This window comes from Ruegeria sp. YTSA108, assembly GCF_059610185.1.
Genome location: NZ_JBXWND010000010.1, coordinates 29,437 through 46,383, shown reverse-complemented (window position 1 = coordinate 46,383; position 16,947 = coordinate 29,437). Strand labels below are relative to the sequence as shown.

Below are 16,947 nucleotides of genomic sequence, written 5' to 3'. Positions count from 1 at the left end.
AAACCGCTCTGAATATCCTACTCAGTTGCGGGATGCATACGGTGAATTCCAGGCGCGGTAAACATACAAAACCCCAAGCCAATACCGGTATACGTGGATGAATGCGCTTACCTGCTGCAAATTTGCAGTTCGCGGAACAGTTTGTGGTCATCTCGGGTCGGGTCTCTGACGAGGTGTATGACCCGGGCGGCACGGCCCAACTTGTTACATTTCGTAAGAATTGAGAAAACATCAGGCAAAACTTGACGCTGATCGTGTCGACGTCCCTTAATCGGGGCGTTGGCGTCCGGGCCAGACCCGGACCCGCCATTTCCGGCCCGGGTAGGGGCCGGGTGGGGAGGAGAAAAAGATTGACTCAGACGCAGTCAGGCGCTGAAGGGATGCAGTCTCTTCCGGCGCTGCTACACCGCAATGTGACTCAGTTCGGGGATGCCCCGGCCTATCGCGAAAAGGAATTCGGGATCTGGCAATGCTGGACCTGGGCCGAGGCGGCCAAGGAAATCCGCGCCATTGCGCTGGGGTTTCTTGAGATTGGCGTTGAGAAGGGCGACCATATCGCCGTCATAGGCCGGAACCGCCCGGCGCATTACTGGTCGATGGTTGCGGCCCAAATGGTGGGTGCGATTCCGGTGCCGCTCTATCAGGACGCGGTCGCCGAAGAGATGACATATGTGATGGAACATTGCGGTGCGAAATATGTCGTCTGCGGTGACCAGGAACAGGTCGATAAGGTCATCGAGATTCAGGAAAAAGTTCACCAGATCAAACACATCCTCTACACTGACAAGCGTGGGATGCGGAAATATGATCATTCCCAGATGAACGCGCTGGACGACATCAAGGCCGAAGGCAGCGCAGGTCATGCTCGCTTTGATGCCGAGCTGGACGCGCGTATCGCTGCGATCACCTATGACGACACTTGTGTGATGCTGTATACCTCGGGCACCACAGGCAAGCCGAAAGGCGTGGTGCTATCGAACCGCAATGTGATCGAAAGCGCCAAGAATTCTGCAGAGTTTGACCACCTGACCCGGAATGAGGACATTCTGTCCTATCTGCCGATGGCTTGGGTGGGTGATTTCATCTTTTCCATCGGTCAGGCCTATTGGTGCGGGTTCTGTGTAAACTGCCCCGAAAGCGCTGACACGATGATAACCGACCTGCGCGAGATCGGTCCGACCTATTTCTTTGCCCCGCCGCGGGTATTTGAAACGCAGCTGACCAACGTCATGATCCGGATGGAAGATGCGGGCAAGCTGAAGCAGCGTATGTTCCACCATTTTATGGCCCATGCCAAAAAGGTGGGTGGGTTACTGCTGGATGGCAAAGCGGTTGGGTTTGGTGATCGGATCAAATACGCGCTGGGCAATCTGCTGGTCTATGGGCCGCTGAAGGATACGCTGGGGTATGGCCGGTTCCGGGTCGGTTATACGGCAGGCGAGGCGATCGGGCCTGAGATTTTCGATTTCTACCGCTCGCTGGGGATTAACCTGAAGCAGCTTTATGGGCAAACCGAGGCGACGGTCTTCATCACCGTGCAGCCCGATGGCGAGGTGCGCGCCGATACGGTTGGTGTGCCCGCGCCAGATGTCGAGCTGAAGATCGCCGAAACGGGCGAGATCTACTATCGCTCGCCAGGTGTGTTTGTCGAATATTACAACAACCCGGACTCGACCGCCTCGACCAAGGATGCCGAGGGTTGGGTGGCCACGGGTGATGCCGGGTTCATTGAGGAAAGCAGCGGTCATCTGCGGATCATCGACCGCGCCAAGGACGTCGGAAAAATGGTCGATGGCTCGATGTTTGCGCCGAAATATGTTGAGAACAAGCTGAAGTTCTATCCCGATATTCTTGAGGTCGTGCTGTTCGGCAATGGCAAGGATCGCTGCGTGGCGTTCATCAATATCGACCTTACCGCCGTGGGGAACTGGGCCGAGCGCAACAACGTCGCCTATGGGTCCTATCAGGAACTAACGGCACATCCGCAAGTGTTAGAGACAATCAAGTCCCATGTGGAAGCGGTCAACAAATCGGTCGCCGCCGATGAAATGCTGTCGGGCTGTCAGGTGCATCGCTTTGTGGTGCTGCACAAGGAACTGGATGCGGATGACGGTGAGATGACCCGAACCCGCAAAGTGCGCCGGGGCTTTGTCGAAGAGAAATTCCACGACATCATCACCGCCCTTTACGACGGGTCTTCAAGCGTTTCGACCACGACCGAGGTGACCTATGAGGACGGCCGCAAGGGCTCGATCAGTGCCACACTTGAGATCGTGGATGCGCCGGTTGTAACGGTCACGCAACACAAGGTAGCGGCGGAATGAAGTCCGGTCCTGCGCCGCTCGACCTATGGTCATCGCCCGCCCGCCATTCCGTGTATTGCGTAAGTCAAGGAGGGGCTGATGTTGGATAGTTCCGAAGGATATGTCACCGAAGACGGCCGCAAGATCGGCGGCGTCGTGATGGAGATGAAGAACATCACTCTGCGCTTTGGCGGTGTGGTGGCGATCAAGGATATCTCGTTCGACATCCGTGAGGGTGAGATCCGCGCCATTATCGGTCCAAACGGGGCGGGTAAGTCCTCGATGTTGAACGTAATCTCGGGGTTCTATGTCCCACAAGAGGGCGAGGTCTGGTTTCACGGGGCCAAGCGCCCTCCAATGCGGCCCTATGAGGTCGCGCGGCAGGGGATTGCACGAACATTCCAGAACATCGCCCTGTTCGAAGGGATGAGCGTTTTGGACAACGTCATGACCGGGCGCCTGAACTATATGAAGACCAATATCCTGCAGCAGGCTTGGTGGAAGGGTAAGGCCGAGGCCGAAGAGACCGAAAACCGCGAGGCGGTCGAACGGATCATCGACTTTCTCGAAATCCAGCATATCCGCAAGACGCCCGTTTCACGCCTGCCCTACGGCTTGAAAAAGCGTGTCGAACTGGCCCGGGCGCTGGCCGCTGAACCCAAGCTGTTGCTGCTGGATGAGCCGATGGCCGGGATGAATGTTGAAGAGAAAGAGGACATGAGCCGCTTTATCCTCGACGTGAATGATGAATTCGGCACCACGATCGCCCTGATCGAACATGACATGGGCGTGGTGATGGATCTGAGCGATCGGGTGGTCGTGATGGATTACGGCAAGAAGATCGGCGACGGCACGCCTGATGAGGTGCGCAACAATCAGGAAGTCATCGATGCCTATCTGGGGGTGAGCCATGACTGATCTACGGAACGGGCTGAGAAAATTCGACGAATTTTCCGGGATGACGCGCCAGATGAAATCTGTTCGGAGGACATAGGATGCCTGAACAACTCGTATTTGCGATGGAAGTCATCCTCAACGGTCTTATGGCCGGGGTGCTCTATGCGCTGGTCGCGCTGGGCTTTGTGCTGATCTACAAGGCGTCAGGGATTTTCAATTATGCGCAAGGGGTTATGGCCCTGTTTGCCGCGATGACTCTGGTCGGAATCATGAACGGGCAGGTGCCGTTTGCACATCTGATCAATGCGACTTTCGGGACGCATATCCATTACTTTGGCTGGAGTGTCCCTGCGCTGCTGGCGATTATTCTGACTATGGCGGTGATGGTTCTGCTGGCTTGGGCGGTGCAGCGGTTCGTGATGCGCCATCTGGTTGGCCAAGAGCCGATCATCCTGTTCATGGCCACCATCGGGCTGGCCTATTTCCTTGAGGGCGTGGCCGACCTGATGTGGGGGTCCGAGATCAAGACGCTGGATGTAGGCCTGCCGCAGGGCATCAACCTCTGGCTCGATGAAGCGACCTTTAACGTCTTCGGCTATGGGTTCTTCATCGACAATCTGGACATTGTGGCAACGGTAATTGCGGCGCTGCTGGTGGCAGCGCTGGTTGTGTTCAGCCAATATACCAAGCAGGGCCGGGCGATGCGCGCTGTGGCGGATGACCATCAGGCGGCGCTGTCGGTGGGGATTTCGTTGAATTTCATCTGGATCATGGTCTGGTCTGTGGCCGGGTTTGTAGCGCTGGTCGCGGGCATCATGTGGGGCACCAAGTCTGGTGTGCAGTTCTCACTGTCGCTGATCGCGCTCAAAGCGTTGCCGGTGCTGATGCTGGGCGGGTTTACCTCGATCCCCGGAGCCATCGTCGGAGGGTTGATCATCGGTGTGGGTGAGAAACTGTTCGAGTTCGCCATTGGCCCGATGGTTGGCGGTGCGACCGAGAACTGGTTTGCCTACGTGCTTGCGCTGATCTTCCTTGTGTTCCGGCCGCAGGGCCTGTTCGGCGAGAAGATCATCGAAAGGGTGTAGTCATGACCAAGCTCATCGCCATTCTCAACGTGATCGCATGGGCCGGGTTCTGGGCGTTTGGGTATATCGCCCTGACCTCGGACGATCTGACCGACAGCCAACTGACGATCGCCGCGATCCTGGCTTTTGCCGGGTTGGTCACGGGTGTCATGGCCTACATGAAACTTGTGCGCGCCTCAGAGGCGAGCGGATATGCCAAAGGCTCCAGCCAACTGAACACTGCTGCCCGCGACCGGGCGCAGGAAGAATGGGGAAAGTAAGACATGTTTTATCGCGAGGCCGGAGATTTCAAAACCTCTTACGTGGAAGACAGCCAGACCTTTCCGATCAAATTTGACCGGTATCGGTACTATGTGGTGCTGGCAGTGGCATTTGGGATCATTCCATTCATCATCAATGACTACTGGGCGAACGCGCTGCTGCTTCCGTTTCTGATCTATGCGATCGCCGCCATCGGTTTGAATGTATTGGTTGGCTATTGCGGGCAGGTGTCGCTGGGTACCGGTGGGTTCATGGCTGTGGGGGCCTATGCCTGCTACAAGCTGATGACGGCCTTTCCCGAAGTCAGCATGTTCATCCATGTCATCCTTGCGGGCGGGATCACCGCCATTGTCGGTGTTCTGTTCGGATTGCCTTCGCTTCGGATCAAAGGGTTCTATTTGGCCGTGGCCACGCTTGCGGCGCAGTTCTTTCTGGTGTGGCTGTTCAACCGTGTGCCGTGGTTCTACAACTACTCGGCATCTGGGCAGATCAACGCGCCCGAGCGGGATGTGTTCGGCATCATCATCACAGGCCCGAATGCTCCGGCCTGGGCAACCTATCTGTTCTGCCTGATCTTCCTGACCTTCTGCGCCATCATTGCACGGAACCTGACTCGGGGAACGACTGGCAGGACATGGATGGCAATCCGCGACATGGATATCGCGGCCGAGATCATCGGGGTAAACCCGCTTAAGGCAAAACTGACCGCCTTTGCTGTCAGCTCATTTTTTGTGGGTATCGCGGGGGCGCTATTCTTTGCGGTCTATCTGGGCGCAGTTGAGGTTGGCGAAGTCTTTGGCATCCAGAAATCGTTCCTGGTCCTATTCATGGTCATTATCGGCGGATTAGGGTCTATCTTCGGCTCCTTCGCCGGGGCAGCTTTCTTGGTATTGCTGCCGGTTGTTTTGAAGGTGGTCGGTGTCGATCTACTGGGCTGGCCCACTGATATCGTTGCGCATCTCAATCTGGTGATCGTCGGCGCACTCATCATCATGTTCTTGATTCTGGAACCGCATGGGCTGGCGCAGCTTTGGCGTGTGGCGAAAGAGAAACTCAGACTCTGGCCGTTTCCGCACTGACAGGCAGGCCCAAAGACAAGACGGGTGCAAAGCCCGAATTCAACATCGGACCAATCAAGGGAGGAGACACCCGATGAAGACGAAACTGGCAACCCTGGCGCTGGGCGCCATGATGGCCGCAGGTCCGGCCATGGCCGACCTTGTGTTCCCGTCGCTCAGCTATCGGACGGGACCATATGCGGCAGGCGGTATCCCGTTTGCTGACGGCTATGCCGATTATTTCACACTGCTCAACGAGCGTGATGGCGGCATCGGAGGTGTTTCGGCCAATGTGATCGAATGCGAAACCGGCTATAACACCGAAAAAGGCGTGGAATGCTATGAATCCACAAAGGGCGAAGGCGCCTTGGTATATCAGCCATTGTCGACCGGCATTACATACCAGCTGATCCCAAAAGTGACCGCAGATGGCATTCCGCTGCACACGATGGGCTATGGCCGGACCTCTGCTGCGAACGGCAAGGTATTCAGCCACGTGTTCAACTATCCGGCCAACTACTGGAACGGAGCGTCGGGCGCGATCAACTATCTGCTGAGCGAAAACGATGGTGACCTGAACGGTAAGAAAATCGCACTGGTCTATCACAACTCGGCCTATGGCAAGGAACCGATCCGCACGCTGGAGACTCTGGCTGAAAAGCACGGGTACGACCTGACGCTGCTGCCTGTTGACCACCCCGGTCAGGAACAGAAATCGCAGTGGCTGCAAATTCGCCGCGAAAAGCCTGATTATGTAATCATGTGGGGCTGGGGCGTGATGAACCAGGTCGCGGTGCAGGAAGCTGCGAACATCCGCTTCCCGATGGAAAACTTCATCGGTGTCTGGTGGTCTGGCGCTGAATTTGACGTGCAGCCCGCGGGCGACAAGGCAAACGGCTATAAGGCACTGACCTTTACCGGGCTGGGCATGGACTATCCGGTCTATGACGATCTGCAGAAATACGTGGTGGATGCAGGCAAAGCGGCGGGTGCGGGCGATCAGCTTGGCTCGGTTCAGTATAACCGCGGTCTCTATGCCGCCATGCTGGCCGCTGAAGCTGTGAAGACTGCGCAGGGAATCCATAATACCGCTGATATCGACGCATCCATGATGCGCGATGGTATGGAGGCGCTGGAAATGACCAACGCCAAGATGGAAGCGCTGGGCATGACCGGTTTCGGGCCTGAATTTTCGGTCTCGTGCGAAAATCACGGCGGACCCGGCCTTGTCGGCGTTGTGCAGTGGGATGCTGCGGCCGGAACCTGGAACCCGGTTCAGGACTTCCAGCCGACCGATGCAGATGTGATCAACACGTTGATCGAAGAAGATTCTGCAGCCTATGCAGCGGAAAACAACATCACACCTGGGTGTGAATAAGTGGCTGGCCCCGGTCTTGATCCGGGGCCGCGAAACTGACCAGAGCGGCGGGCAGCCGCCGCTCTATCCCAACGGTCCCTCTCGGGACAGTCATGAGGACACGCGCTGATGCTGGATGCGGCACAAACCACTGACGTGCAGGCGGAAACCCTGCTTGAGGTCAACAATATCGAGGTGATCTACAATCATGTGATCCTTGTGCTGAAAGGCGTCAGCCTAACGGTGCCCAAAGGGGGCATTACGGCCCTGCTGGGCGGCAACGGGGCAGGCAAGACCACCACGCTCAAGGCTGTGTCGAACCTGCTGCATTCGGAACGGGGCGAAGTCACCAAGGGATCAATCAAGTATCGCGGGACCAGCGTGCATGAAAGCGATCCTGCAGATCTGGTGGAAAAAGGCGTCATCCAGGTGATGGAGGGCCGCCATTGTTTCGAACACTTGACGGTCGAGGAAAACCTGCTGACCGGCGCCTATACCCGCAAAGATGGTAAGGCCGCGATCCAACAGGATCTGGACCTTGTTTACACCTATTTCCCACGTCTGAAGGAACGCCGCCGCAGCCAGGCGGGTTACACGTCGGGCGGAGAGCAACAGATGGTTGCGATGGGTCGGGCGCTGATGTCGCGGCCCGAGACGATCCTGCTGGATGAGCCGTCCATGGGACTGGCCCCGCAGCTTGTCGAAGAGATTTTCGGCATCGTCCAAGATCTGAACGAAAAAGAGGGCGTCTCGTTTCTGCTGGCCGAGCAGAACACCAATGTGGCGCTCAGGTTCGCACATTATGGCTATATTCTTGAATCCGGCCGCGTGGTGATGGATGGCCCAGCTGCCGAGCTGCGCGAAAACCCCGATGTTAAGGAATTCTATCTGGGCATGTCGGATGACGGCCGCAAAAGCTTCCGCGATGTGCGCTCATACCGCCGCCGCAAGAGGTGGCTGTAGGCGGATGGAGGATTTGGCGATGACGAAATTCTACGATGCGCTAGAAACCCGCTCGGCCGACCAGCGCGCCTCTGAACAGTCTGAGGCGTTGCAGGTACAGATCACGCGCGCGAACTCGGCTCCGGGGTTTGCGGCGCATATGGCGGATGTTGATAAGGCAGCTGTAAAGTCGCTGGACGACCTTGTGAAGCTGCCAGTTCTGCGCAAGTCCGATATGGCTAAGGCGCAGGCGTCGCGCCCGCCCTTTGGCGGGTTTACCGTCAAACCGGCCCGGCATTTCCATCATGTTTTCCAGTCGCCCGGCCCGATCTATGAGCCCGGCAGCACCGATCACGACTGGTGGCGGATGGGGCGGTTCCTGCACGCAGCAGGTGTCGGGCCCGGAGACATCGTTCAGAATTGCTTTGGCTATCACCTGACCCCGGCGGGCATGATCTTTGAAAGTGGCGCGCGGGCGGTGGGGGCTGCTGTGCTGCCTGCCGGCACCGGCCAAACCGAACTGCAGGTAACCGCCGCGCGCGATATCGGCTGCACCGCTTATGCGGGCACACCGGATTACCTCAAGGTCATTTTGGACAAGGCCGATGAGATGGGCGTGGCACTGGATTTCGTGACTGCCGTTGTTGGCGGTGGTGCTTTGTTCCCGTCTTTGCGTCAGGAATACGCCAATCGCGGTATCGCCTGTCTGCAATGCTATGCCACCGCCGATCTGGGCAGCATCGCTTATGAAAGCCCGGCGATGGATGGGATGATCATTGATGAGCATGTCATCGTCGAGATCGTCACCCCCGGAACCGGAAACCCGGTCGCGCCGGGTGAAGTGGGTGAGGTTGTCGTGACCTCACTGAACCCCGATTATCCGCTGATCCGGTTTGCCACCGGTGATCTGTCGGCGGTTCAACCTGGTCAGTCACCTTGCGGTCGTACCAACATGCGCATCAAGGGCTGGATGGGACGCGCGGATCAGACAACCAAGATCAAGGGTATGTTCGTGCGCCCTGAACAGGTCGCGGCGCTGGTCGACAAGCATGATGAAATCGTCAAGGCGCGCGTCATTGCCGCCCGCCAGGGTGAGATGGACACGATGACGGTTCAGATCGAAAGCGCCGGCGGAAATGACTTGGTTTATGCGAAATCCGTCGTCGAGGTGCTGAAGCTGAAAGGCGCGATCGAAGTCGTGGCGCCGGGATCGCTGCCGAAAGATGGTTTGGTGATCGAGGATCAGCGCGTCTACGAATGAAGGCTGTGCAACTCTGCGGCAGTATGTGTCGCAGATTTGTTTCGCTGCCCACTGGTGTTTCCGAGCGTTTTGGTCGATTAAAGACGGACTCTGCGCCTTAGCCAGTTAAAGCCGGGATCATGGCCGATATCGAAATCTCTGAGCACGGACGGCGCAACCGCGGCGCTGTAGGTACACGCCTCGTCGGCGTAGTGGCCTGCCTTGTGGCGGCAGCCTGTCTGTTGCCGATGCTTGCGGTTGTTCTGGCCGCTACGACGGGCGGCACGGATACGGTTTCGCATCTCCTGGAAACTGTTCTGCCCGGCTATGCTATGACGACGCTGATACTGGTCGTGCTGGTGGCCACGGGCACGTTTTCCATCGGCGTGGGCGCAGCTTGGCTCGTGACGATGACGCGGTTCCCTGGCGTGCGCATTCTGGAAATTGCGTTGGTGCTGCCGCTGGCCTTTCCGGCCTATGTGCTGGCCTATGCCTATACATTCATTCTTGATCACCCGGGCATTGTCCAGACCACCCTGCGTCAGGTAACGGGCTGGGGCCCGCGCGACTATTGGTTCCCCGAGATTCGGTCGACCGAGGGTGCGGCGGTGATGTTGATCTTGGTCTTGTATCCTTATGTCTATCTTCTGGCCCGCGCCGCCTTTCTGCAGCAGAGCGCAACGGCCTTTCTGGCAGCGCGCGCGTTGGGCAAAAGTCCGTGGCTGGCCTTTTGGCACGTGTCGCTGCCAATGGCGCGTCCCGCGATTGCGGGTGGCGTGCTGCTTGCCATCATGGAAACCATCGCCGATTTCGGCACCGTGGCCTATTTCGGGGTGCAGACATTTGCCACGGGCATCTATACCAGTTGGTTTTCGATCGGTGATCGGGTGGGTGCGGCGCAGCTGGCGCTCTGCCTTCTGGGCTTTGCGCTGGTCATGGCCGTGGCAGAACGGATGCAGCGCGGGAAGGCCAAATACTATCAGGCAGGTAAAAGCCACGCCTCGCTGCCATCCGCCCGGCTGAAGGGCTGGCAAGCGGGCGCGGCTTTTGCCCTGTGTGCCATACCGGTGCTGTTCGGATTTCTGTTGCCGGTGTTCATTCTGGTTCAGATGGGGATGGAGTCCGAACAGAACCTTCTGTCACGGCGCTATCTCGGGTTCATTCAGAATTCGCTGACGCTGGCCGGTGTGGCGGCGGTTGTCACGGTTTTTGCGGCCATCAGCGTTGGGTTCTTTCAGCGATTGCGGCCGGGGAGGGTGTCCTCTGGTGCCGGGTACATGGCGCGGCTGGGCTATGCGGTTCCAGGCGGTGTGATCGCCGTCGGGCTGATGGTGCCTTTTGCCAGTTTCGATAACGCACTGGATGCATGGATGCGGCAGAATTTCGACCTGTCGACCGGGTTGCTTGTTACCGGTTCGATCTGGCTGTTGGTAGCCGCTTATATGGTGCGGTTTCTGGCCGCCGCGCTCAGCGCATATGAGGGAGGGCAGAGCACGGTGCATGCCAATATGGATGCGGCCTCGCGGTCTTTGGGGCAGACACCGCTGGGGACGTTGCGCCGGGTGCATCTGCCTATTCTGACGCCATCGCTGCTGACAGCGCTGCTGATCGTCTTTGTGGACGTGATGAAAGAACTGCCCGCGACCCTGATCATGCGACCTTTCAATTTCGATACGCTGGCGGTGCAGGCCTATAGGCTGGCATCAGACGAGCGGTTAGAGGGCGCTGCTGTGCCCTCGCTGGTCATATTGGCAGTGGGGTTGCTGCCGGTGATCCTGATCTGTCGGCAAGTCGGGCGACAGCGTTAGACTTGACCAAAAAACCACACCTATTTGCGGATGGGCTTGATTCGAACGCGTTTTCCGGCAAGGCTTGAGCCATGAACATGCAGCCTCCCAGCCGGTATTCTGCAAACTCGACCCAGATGCCCGTCGCGTTCGATCGGCACGAGATGTCCCAAATCCTTTCTGTCTATGGCCGGATGGTCGCCGCCGGAGAATGGCGCGACTACGGGATTTCGAACCTGTGTGATATGGCGGTGTTTTCCATCTTCCGCCGCACGGCAGAACATCCGATCTATCGGGTTGAAAAGGACCCGCGTCTGCGGGCACGACAAGGGATGTATTCGGTGGTCGGTATGGATGGTCGCATCCTGAAACGCGGTCATGATCTGCGCACGGTTCTGCGGGTATTGGAACGCAAGCTGATACGGTCGGTCGACTTGGATTAGAGCCTTTTATGGGCGGTCACGGGCCCATCGCCCTGGTCCAGAATGCGCGTGATTGCAACATCCATCGGCTCAAAGGTCACGTCCATGTGGAACGCATTTGCGTGCAGCAGCATATTGTCGCCGTAGACCCAGGCCACATGCCCTTTCCAGAACAGCAGATCACCGCGCTGAGCGGGTGTGCCAGGGGTCAGCGCCTGACCCAGATCACGCTCCTGGTCGCCACTATCACCGGGGCAGGGCAGCCCACAAGCCAGCATTCCGGCCTGAACCAGACCTGAACAATCAAGTCCGAACCGGCTGTTGCCGCCCCAAAGATAGGGCGTTCCCAGAAACAGCTCGGCCACGGCGACCGGATCGGTCAGGGTGACGTTGATCTGTTTGGCGTGTATGGCCGGGATAAAGCCCAGTTCCGTCTCAAGAAATCCATTCTGTTCAGACAGCGCCTGAACCTTGCTGCCAAAGCTTAGCGAGGTTCGGTCCCGGGATTTCATCGCGGGCTGCTCATAGGCATGGGTTGAGGGCGCGGTGATCCAATGGGTGGCAGGCAAGTCGGGGGCCAGACAGTCTGACCGGACCCAGCCCGCATAGCCGTCCTTGTCCGCAGTGATCCGGCTCCAGCCGTCACGCTCTTCGTCCGTGCGAAGGTTATCCCCATACAACAGCTGGCGATCGCGGGGACCGTCGGGGTCACGCATCAGGTCAACGACCGGCTGTATGATGCGCTGCCGGGTCACAGGCCCAAAATCTCGGGCAGGGCCGTCAAAAGGGCGCGGGGGCCTTGGCCGAACCCGCCCTTGCTGCGTCCGGGCTCCTTGCTGCGCTGCCACGAGAAGATGTCGAAATGCATATAGGGGCTGTCACCGACAAACCTGCGCAGGAACAGCGCGGCGGTGATCGAACCAGCAAAACCACCTGCCGGAGCGTTATCCAGATCGGCAATGCCGGGTTCGATCAGGCCCTCATAGGGGTCATGGAAAGGCATGCGCCAGACAGGATCGGCCGCTTTGCCAGCGGCGCGGGTCAAGGCGTTCGCCGCGGTATCGCTGGCGGTATAGAAGGGCGCCAGATCGGTACCCACCGCCACACGTGCCGCGCCGGTCAGCGTCGCCATTGAGATCACAAGGTCCGGATTTCCTTCATCCGCCAGCGCCAATGCATCGGCCAGAACCAAGCGCCCTTCGGCATCGGTATTGTTGATCTCAACCGTCAGCCCCTTGCGCGAGGTCAGGATGTCGCCGGGCCGAAAGGCGTTCCCCGCAACCGAATTCTCAACCGCGGGGATCAGCACACGCAGTTGCACGGGCAGCTCCAGCGCCATGATCATCCGGGCCAACCCCAGCACATTGGCAGCCCCGCCCATGTCTTTCTTCATCAGACCCATTGAGGCGCCGGGTTTCAGGTTCAGCCCGCCGGTATCAAAGCACACACCCTTGCCAACAAGGGTCAGCTTTGGGCCGCTTTGACCCCAGTTCATTTCGATCAGCCGGGGCGCTTGCGCGGCGGCGCGGCCAACCGTGTGGATCATGGGAAAGTTCTGTTCCAGCAGGGCGTCGCCCAGAACCACCTCGAGAGAGGCGCCGAATTCCTGCGCCAGGGCTTCGGCTGCGCTATGCAGCTGTTCGGGCCCCATATCCGAGGCCGGAGTATTGACCAAATCGCGGGTCAGCGCCTCGGCCCCGGCCAGAACCTCTAGCCGGGCTGCGTCGATACCATCGGGTGCAACCAATCGGGCCTTGGCCGGGGATTGGCTGGCATAGCGGTCAAAGGCATAGCCGGTCAGCAACCACCCTAGGCATTCGGTTTCGAGATCAGCTTGGTCTATGCTCGATGCGATGTGATATGTGCCTTCGGGCAGGGCTTCGGCGGCTGCGGCCAAAGGAAAACGTTTGCGGGCCCGGCCTATGGTTGTGCCATACCCCGCCAAAGCAGACTGTATCGCACCGTCAGCGCCGGGAATCAGTAAGACCTGACCCAGTGCACCGGTAAATCCACTGATCTTGGCCCAGGTCGTCTCGGCTTCGGGCTGACCCGCCAGCCAATCGTCCAGATCCGGCTGGGCAATGACGTGAAGGGGGACAGATGCGTCCGACGATGGAGCGAAAGACAGGGTCATGGAAATCTCGACTGTTGTGGCTTATGCCCAACCTAGCCGTCCATGGACCGTCCGCAAGCCCTGTCAGACCGAAAGATCTTGCTGATCCCAGATCACGGTCAGCGATTTCTCACCCACCCTGATCAGCCGCGACAGCGTGGCCCCGGCGGCGACCGAGTCGCCCGCGTCCACATTCTGCGCCACATCATTGGCCACACAGGCCAGCGCCATCATTCCGATCTGTTCGGCAATGGCCACAATGGATCGCGCACATTTGCGCAGCCCGGCCCAGTCACGCTGTCTCCAGAACCGCTCGCAATTCGACAGGCGCACCGCCAATTCCTCGACCGTGCGACACAGCACGTCCAACGCGTTTTTCTCACCCAGTTGTCGATACAGCCCATTCAGACGATCCGAATCCAGCCGCACTGTTTCTTTGTGTTCAAGCGTGACGATCTTATCCACCACATTCACCCCAATTCCATACGCCCCCACGGCATAGCCCGAATGTGGTGCGCAATTCCTTTGCAAAACCTTGCCATGGGGCAGGATAATGGCTCGAATTTTCTTCGAATTCAGGTTACAGCAGTCCACCGAGACACGAACAGGGACACAAGAATGGAATTCGCCAAACCTTTGCCAAACTATCTGGTCAATCGGTATCATGGCTGGAAAGCCACCACATATTCGGAAAACCAGGTCTGGTATCGCCGTCTGGCCACCGAAGGGCAGCGTCCGCGGGCCATGGTGATTTCCTGTTGCGACAGCCGGGTTCATGTCACCTCGATCTTTGGGGCGGATCAGGGTGAGTTCTTTATTCACCGCAACATTGCAAACCTGGTTCCGCCTTATGCGCCCGACGGTGATCATCACGGCACCAGTGCTGCCATCGAATACGCGGTGACCGCGCTGAAAGTGGCGCATCTGATCGTGCTGGGCCATTCCCAATGCGGTGGTGTGCAGGGCTGTATCGACATGTGCAAGGGCCAGGCGCCACTACTGGAAGCCAAAGAAAGCTTTGTTGGTCGCTGGATGGATATCCTCAAACCAAAATATGATCTGGTTGCCGATATCGAAGACAGCACCGACCAAGCGCGCCAGTTCGAACGGCAGGCGGTTGTTGCTTCGCTCGAAAACCTGATGACCTTCCCCTTCATCTCCGCGGCGGTAGAGAGCGGCTCGCTCAGCCTGCACGGTCTGTGGACAGATATCGGTGAAGGTGGCCTTCAGTGTTATGATCCCGGCGAAAAGAAATTCGTGGTCGTCTGACCCGGCGGATTTTCGACAATTTCAGGCAGCGCGGATCAGACTACTGATTCTGCGCTGTTTTTTTGATAAGTTTGGGATGTCATTTTAGGGATTCGGAGCATTCCATGCGATTGATCAAACGTGTTCTTGTCACCTTGCTAGTCTTGATTCTGGTTCTGGTAGGGGTGTCCTTTATATTGCCAGGCAAAACAGATGTTTCGCGTAGCATCACGATTGATGCCTCGCCCGAGGTCATCTTTCCTTATGTCAACTCCATGCAGGAGACCGAGAAATGGTCGCCATGGTTATCTCGTGATCCCGAGACGAAGCTGACCTATGGCGGGCCTGATTCCGGGGTCGGGAATGTGCTGAACTGGTCGTCGGATCACCCGCAGGTCGGCACCGGTTCGCAAGAGATCACCGAAAGCGTTGAAAACCAGATGGTCAGAACCGCCTTGGATTTTGGTCCAATGGGCACTGCCATTGCCATGTTTGAACTGCAGCCGGAGGGCAGCGGCACCAAAGTGACCTGGGGGTTTGAATCCGAATTGGGTATGAATCCCATGTCCCGCTGGATGGGGCTGATGATGGATAAATGGGTTGGCGGAGATTACCAGCGCGGGTTGGATAATCTGAAAACGCTGGTCGAGGGGCAGGGGTGATTTAGAGGACCCCGAGGTGTATTCGGATGGCGGCTTTGAGCCCCGAGCAGTCGTTACAAAGCTGGCTTTGAGCAAAGGACTTCATCTGGAACTCAGTCCAGCGTGTTCTTGTAGACTTTGCCGTCTTTCATGATCAGATCGAAATTCTCATGCGGGTCTGCGATCAGGTCGATATCTTGCAGCGGATTGCCGTCCACAAGGATTAAGTCGGCATAAGCGCCCTTTGCGATTACACCCAAATCGCCTTGTTGATAGGGGTGGCGCGGGCCTGAGAGTTTGAGCAGTTCAGCATTGGTTGAAGTCGCCATTTTCAGCACCTCGTATGGCGTGTACCAGCGCTGCAACTTGGCAAGGAACGCGCCTTGACGTTCGGCCAGTTTGGGATCGAACAGGATGTCGGTGCCGAAAGCGACTTTCACGCCAACTTCTTTCGCCGTTTTGTAGGTGAAATCTGTACCGTTGGTGACGTCGATCCATTTCTGCTGGCTAACAGGGTCGTCGAAAGAAAAGCCATCCTCGTCATCCAGAAGAGGCTGCACTGACAACCACACGTCGTTGTCGCGCATCAGTTCCATCGTTTCGCGGCTCATCAAGAAGCCATGCTCGATGGACTTAACGCCAGCGGCAACGGCTATCTCCACTGCCTCGTCCGTGAAGACATGAGATGCAACATAGGTGTTGTAGGTGTCAGCCACCTCTACGAATGCCTCGATTTCGGCCTTGGTGTATTGGCGTACATCCAGAGGGTCATAGGTAGATGACACCCCGCCGCCGGTGGAAATCTTAAGCTGGGTCGCGCCCATGCGCATGATCTCACGCGCGCGTTTGACCACTTCCGGAACACCATCAGCCTGCGCCATCAAACCAACGCTGTACCAGTACCATTGCGAATCCGCGCCGTTCGTCGGAACCGCTTGGTAGGGGCGATAGTCAAAGTGGCCGCCGGTTTGTGTCACGGGCGGGCCGGACGGCAGGATACGAGGGCCTTCGATCTCGCCTGCGTCAATCATCCGTTTTATGGCAAATGAATTGCCGCCAACGTCGCGCACCGTAGTGAAGCCGCGCATTAATGTGCCTTCGGACCCGATGGCACCCCGCACCGCGACCTCAAGAATATCGCCGGTCACAACCACGCTCTGCGGATTGCAGCAGTAAAGCGTGTGCCAGTGTACGTCGATCAGGCCAGGCATCAACGTGCGTCCACCGCCGTCGATGACGATACCATTGGCGACGGCGAGGGGTTCTGAGGACACATCTGTGATCAGATTGTCGGTTACAACGACATTGGCATTTGCAATCATTTCCTCATTCACACCATCAAACACGTTGACGTTTGTGAACAGTATCGGTCCCCCATCCTGGGAGAGCGCTTGCGAACTGGTTATTGCAAGAGCAATCGACGAAACTGCGGCAAGTTTGGGAAAATGCATTCGAAATTCCTCAGAAAATTCTGTCGGATAAACCATCTCAGCGGAAGCAAGATTTTTCAAGCATTACCTCGCTTTTCTCCAAGGTCGGCTTTGTCCGCCTAGCCGACGTTCAATAAAAAAAAACCCCGCTGACCATGCAGCG

16 protein-coding genes are annotated in these 16,947 nt (G+C 57.7%); 12 read left to right on the top strand and 4 right to left on the bottom strand.

The window, feature by feature from the left end; all coding sequences use genetic code 11:
* The first annotated feature begins 380 nt into the window (after positions 1-380).
* The 10 genes from AC2FHW_RS14335 (at position 381) to AC2FHW_RS14290 (ending at position 11,373) form a co-directional block, all read left to right on the top strand.
* Positions 381-2,324 carry an AMP-binding protein gene (locus tag AC2FHW_RS14335; protein ID WP_496814518.1) on the top strand — a complete coding sequence of 648 codons (1,944 nt, stop codon included), beginning with the start codon at positions 381-383 and terminating at the stop codon, positions 2,322-2,324.
* A gap of 78 nt (positions 2,325-2,402) precedes the next feature.
* A complete protein-coding gene (locus AC2FHW_RS14330; RefSeq protein ID WP_142637523.1) occupies positions 2,403-3,221 on the top strand; it encodes an ABC transporter ATP-binding protein in 819 nt (272 codons plus the stop codon).
* 77 nt (positions 3,222-3,298) lie between these two features.
* Positions 3,299-4,285, top strand: coding sequence for a branched-chain amino acid ABC transporter permease (locus tag AC2FHW_RS14325; protein WP_142637525.1), 987 nt, complete (start codon positions 3,299-3,301; stop codon positions 4,283-4,285).
* Positions 4,286-4,287: 2 nt separating this feature from the next.
* Complete coding sequence (locus AC2FHW_RS14320) at positions 4,288-4,545, top strand: hypothetical protein (protein ID WP_271950685.1); 258 nt, start codon at positions 4,288-4,290, stop codon at positions 4,543-4,545.
* 3 nt (positions 4,546-4,548) lie between these two features.
* Positions 4,549-5,625: a branched-chain amino acid ABC transporter permease gene (locus tag AC2FHW_RS14315; RefSeq protein ID WP_142637529.1), complete on the top strand. Its 1,077-nt coding sequence runs from the start codon at positions 4,549-4,551 to the stop codon at positions 5,623-5,625.
* A gap of 73 nt (positions 5,626-5,698) precedes the next feature.
* Complete coding sequence (locus AC2FHW_RS14310; RefSeq protein WP_271950686.1) at positions 5,699-6,982, top strand: ABC transporter substrate-binding protein; 1,284 nt, start codon at positions 5,699-5,701, stop codon at positions 6,980-6,982.
* A 108-nt stretch (positions 6,983-7,090) separates the two neighbouring features.
* On the top strand, positions 7,091-7,924 hold the full coding sequence (locus AC2FHW_RS14305; protein ID WP_271950688.1) for an ABC transporter ATP-binding protein: 834 nt from the start codon (positions 7,091-7,093) through the stop codon (positions 7,922-7,924).
* Positions 7,925-7,943: 19 nt separating this feature from the next.
* The gene (locus AC2FHW_RS14300; RefSeq protein ID WP_271950690.1) at positions 7,944-9,164 is read left to right on the top strand and encodes a phenylacetate--CoA ligase family protein; all 1,221 of its coding nucleotides are present in this window, start codon (positions 7,944-7,946) and stop codon (positions 9,162-9,164) included.
* Positions 9,165-9,283: 119 nt separating this feature from the next.
* The gene (locus AC2FHW_RS14295) at positions 9,284-10,951 is read left to right on the top strand and encodes an ABC transporter permease (protein WP_271950692.1); all 1,668 of its coding nucleotides are present in this window, start codon (positions 9,284-9,286) and stop codon (positions 10,949-10,951) included.
* A gap of 71 nt (positions 10,952-11,022) precedes the next feature.
* Positions 11,023-11,373: a DUF2794 domain-containing protein gene (locus tag AC2FHW_RS14290; protein ID WP_271950694.1), complete on the top strand. Its 351-nt coding sequence runs from the start codon at positions 11,023-11,025 to the stop codon at positions 11,371-11,373.
* Here the strand turns inward: AC2FHW_RS14290 and AC2FHW_RS14285 are convergent.
* The 3 genes from AC2FHW_RS14285 to AC2FHW_RS14275 all read right to left on the bottom strand — a co-directional run bounded on the left by AC2FHW_RS14285 (position 11,370) and on the right by AC2FHW_RS14275 (position 13,939).
* A complete protein-coding gene (locus AC2FHW_RS14285) occupies positions 11,370-12,107 on the bottom strand; it encodes a C40 family peptidase (protein ID WP_271950695.1) in 738 nt (245 codons plus the stop codon). The two genes, AC2FHW_RS14290 and AC2FHW_RS14285, sit on opposite strands and share 4 nt — an antisense overlap.
* Entirely contained in the window at positions 12,104-13,486 is a 1,383-nt protein-coding gene (locus AC2FHW_RS14280) for a leucyl aminopeptidase family protein (protein WP_271950696.1), read from the bottom strand. Before AC2FHW_RS14280 ends, AC2FHW_RS14285 begins: the two co-directional genes overlap by 4 nt.
* A gap of 63 nt (positions 13,487-13,549) precedes the next feature.
* Positions 13,550-13,939 (bottom strand): hypothetical protein, encoded by a 390-nt coding sequence (locus AC2FHW_RS14275; RefSeq protein WP_271950724.1) that lies wholly within the window; start codon positions 13,937-13,939, stop codon positions 13,550-13,552.
* A gap of 144 nt (positions 13,940-14,083) precedes the next feature.
* On the opposite strand from AC2FHW_RS14275, the gene AC2FHW_RS14270 reads away from it, so the two are divergent.
* A complete protein-coding gene (locus AC2FHW_RS14270) occupies positions 14,084-14,734 on the top strand; it encodes a carbonic anhydrase (RefSeq protein WP_142637545.1) in 651 nt (216 codons plus the stop codon).
* Positions 14,735-14,838: 104 nt separating this feature from the next.
* The gene (locus AC2FHW_RS14265; RefSeq protein WP_271950701.1) at positions 14,839-15,375 is read left to right on the top strand and encodes an SRPBCC family protein; all 537 of its coding nucleotides are present in this window, start codon (positions 14,839-14,841) and stop codon (positions 15,373-15,375) included.
* A 92-nt stretch (positions 15,376-15,467) separates the two neighbouring features.
* On the opposite strand, the gene AC2FHW_RS14260 is transcribed toward AC2FHW_RS14265, so the two are convergent.
* A complete protein-coding gene (locus tag AC2FHW_RS14260; protein ID WP_142637549.1) occupies positions 15,468-16,805 on the bottom strand; it encodes a metal-dependent hydrolase family protein in 1,338 nt (445 codons plus the stop codon).
* Positions 16,806-16,947 lie beyond the last annotated feature (142 nt).

What these genes read in the sequence shown, in the direction of transcription:
- AC2FHW_RS14300 (WP_271950690.1), top strand. Translation starts at nt 7,944, where the DNA reads ATGACGAAATTCTACGATGCGCTAGAAACCCGCTCGGCCGACCAGCGC.
- AC2FHW_RS14260 (WP_142637549.1), bottom strand. Translation starts at nt 16,805, where the DNA reads ATGCATTTTCCCAAACTTGCCGCAGTTTCGTCGATTGCTCTTGCAATA.
- AC2FHW_RS14325 (WP_142637525.1), top strand. Translation starts at nt 3,299, where the DNA reads ATGCCTGAACAACTCGTATTTGCGATGGAAGTCATCCTCAACGGTCTT.
- AC2FHW_RS14310 (WP_271950686.1), top strand. Translation starts at nt 5,699, where the DNA reads ATGAAGACGAAACTGGCAACCCTGGCGCTGGGCGCCATGATGGCCGCA.
- AC2FHW_RS14330 (WP_142637523.1), top strand. Translation starts at nt 2,403, where the DNA reads ATGTTGGATAGTTCCGAAGGATATGTCACCGAAGACGGCCGCAAGATC.
- AC2FHW_RS14295 (WP_271950692.1), top strand. Translation starts at nt 9,284, where the DNA reads ATGGCCGATATCGAAATCTCTGAGCACGGACGGCGCAACCGCGGCGCT.
- AC2FHW_RS14265 (WP_271950701.1), top strand. Translation starts at nt 14,839, where the DNA reads ATGCGATTGATCAAACGTGTTCTTGTCACCTTGCTAGTCTTGATTCTG.
- AC2FHW_RS14270 (WP_142637545.1), top strand. Translation starts at nt 14,084, where the DNA reads ATGGAATTCGCCAAACCTTTGCCAAACTATCTGGTCAATCGGTATCAT.
- AC2FHW_RS14305 (WP_271950688.1), top strand. Translation starts at nt 7,091, where the DNA reads ATGCTGGATGCGGCACAAACCACTGACGTGCAGGCGGAAACCCTGCTT.
- AC2FHW_RS14320 (WP_271950685.1), top strand. Translation starts at nt 4,288, where the DNA reads ATGACCAAGCTCATCGCCATTCTCAACGTGATCGCATGGGCCGGGTTC.
- AC2FHW_RS14280 (WP_271950696.1), bottom strand. Translation starts at nt 13,486, where the DNA reads ATGACCCTGTCTTTCGCTCCATCGTCGGACGCATCTGTCCCCCTTCAC.
- AC2FHW_RS14315 (WP_142637529.1), top strand. Translation starts at nt 4,549, where the DNA reads ATGTTTTATCGCGAGGCCGGAGATTTCAAAACCTCTTACGTGGAAGAC.
- AC2FHW_RS14335 (WP_496814518.1), top strand. Translation starts at nt 381, where the DNA reads ATGCAGTCTCTTCCGGCGCTGCTACACCGCAATGTGACTCAGTTCGGG.
- AC2FHW_RS14290 (WP_271950694.1), top strand. Translation starts at nt 11,023, where the DNA reads ATGAACATGCAGCCTCCCAGCCGGTATTCTGCAAACTCGACCCAGATG.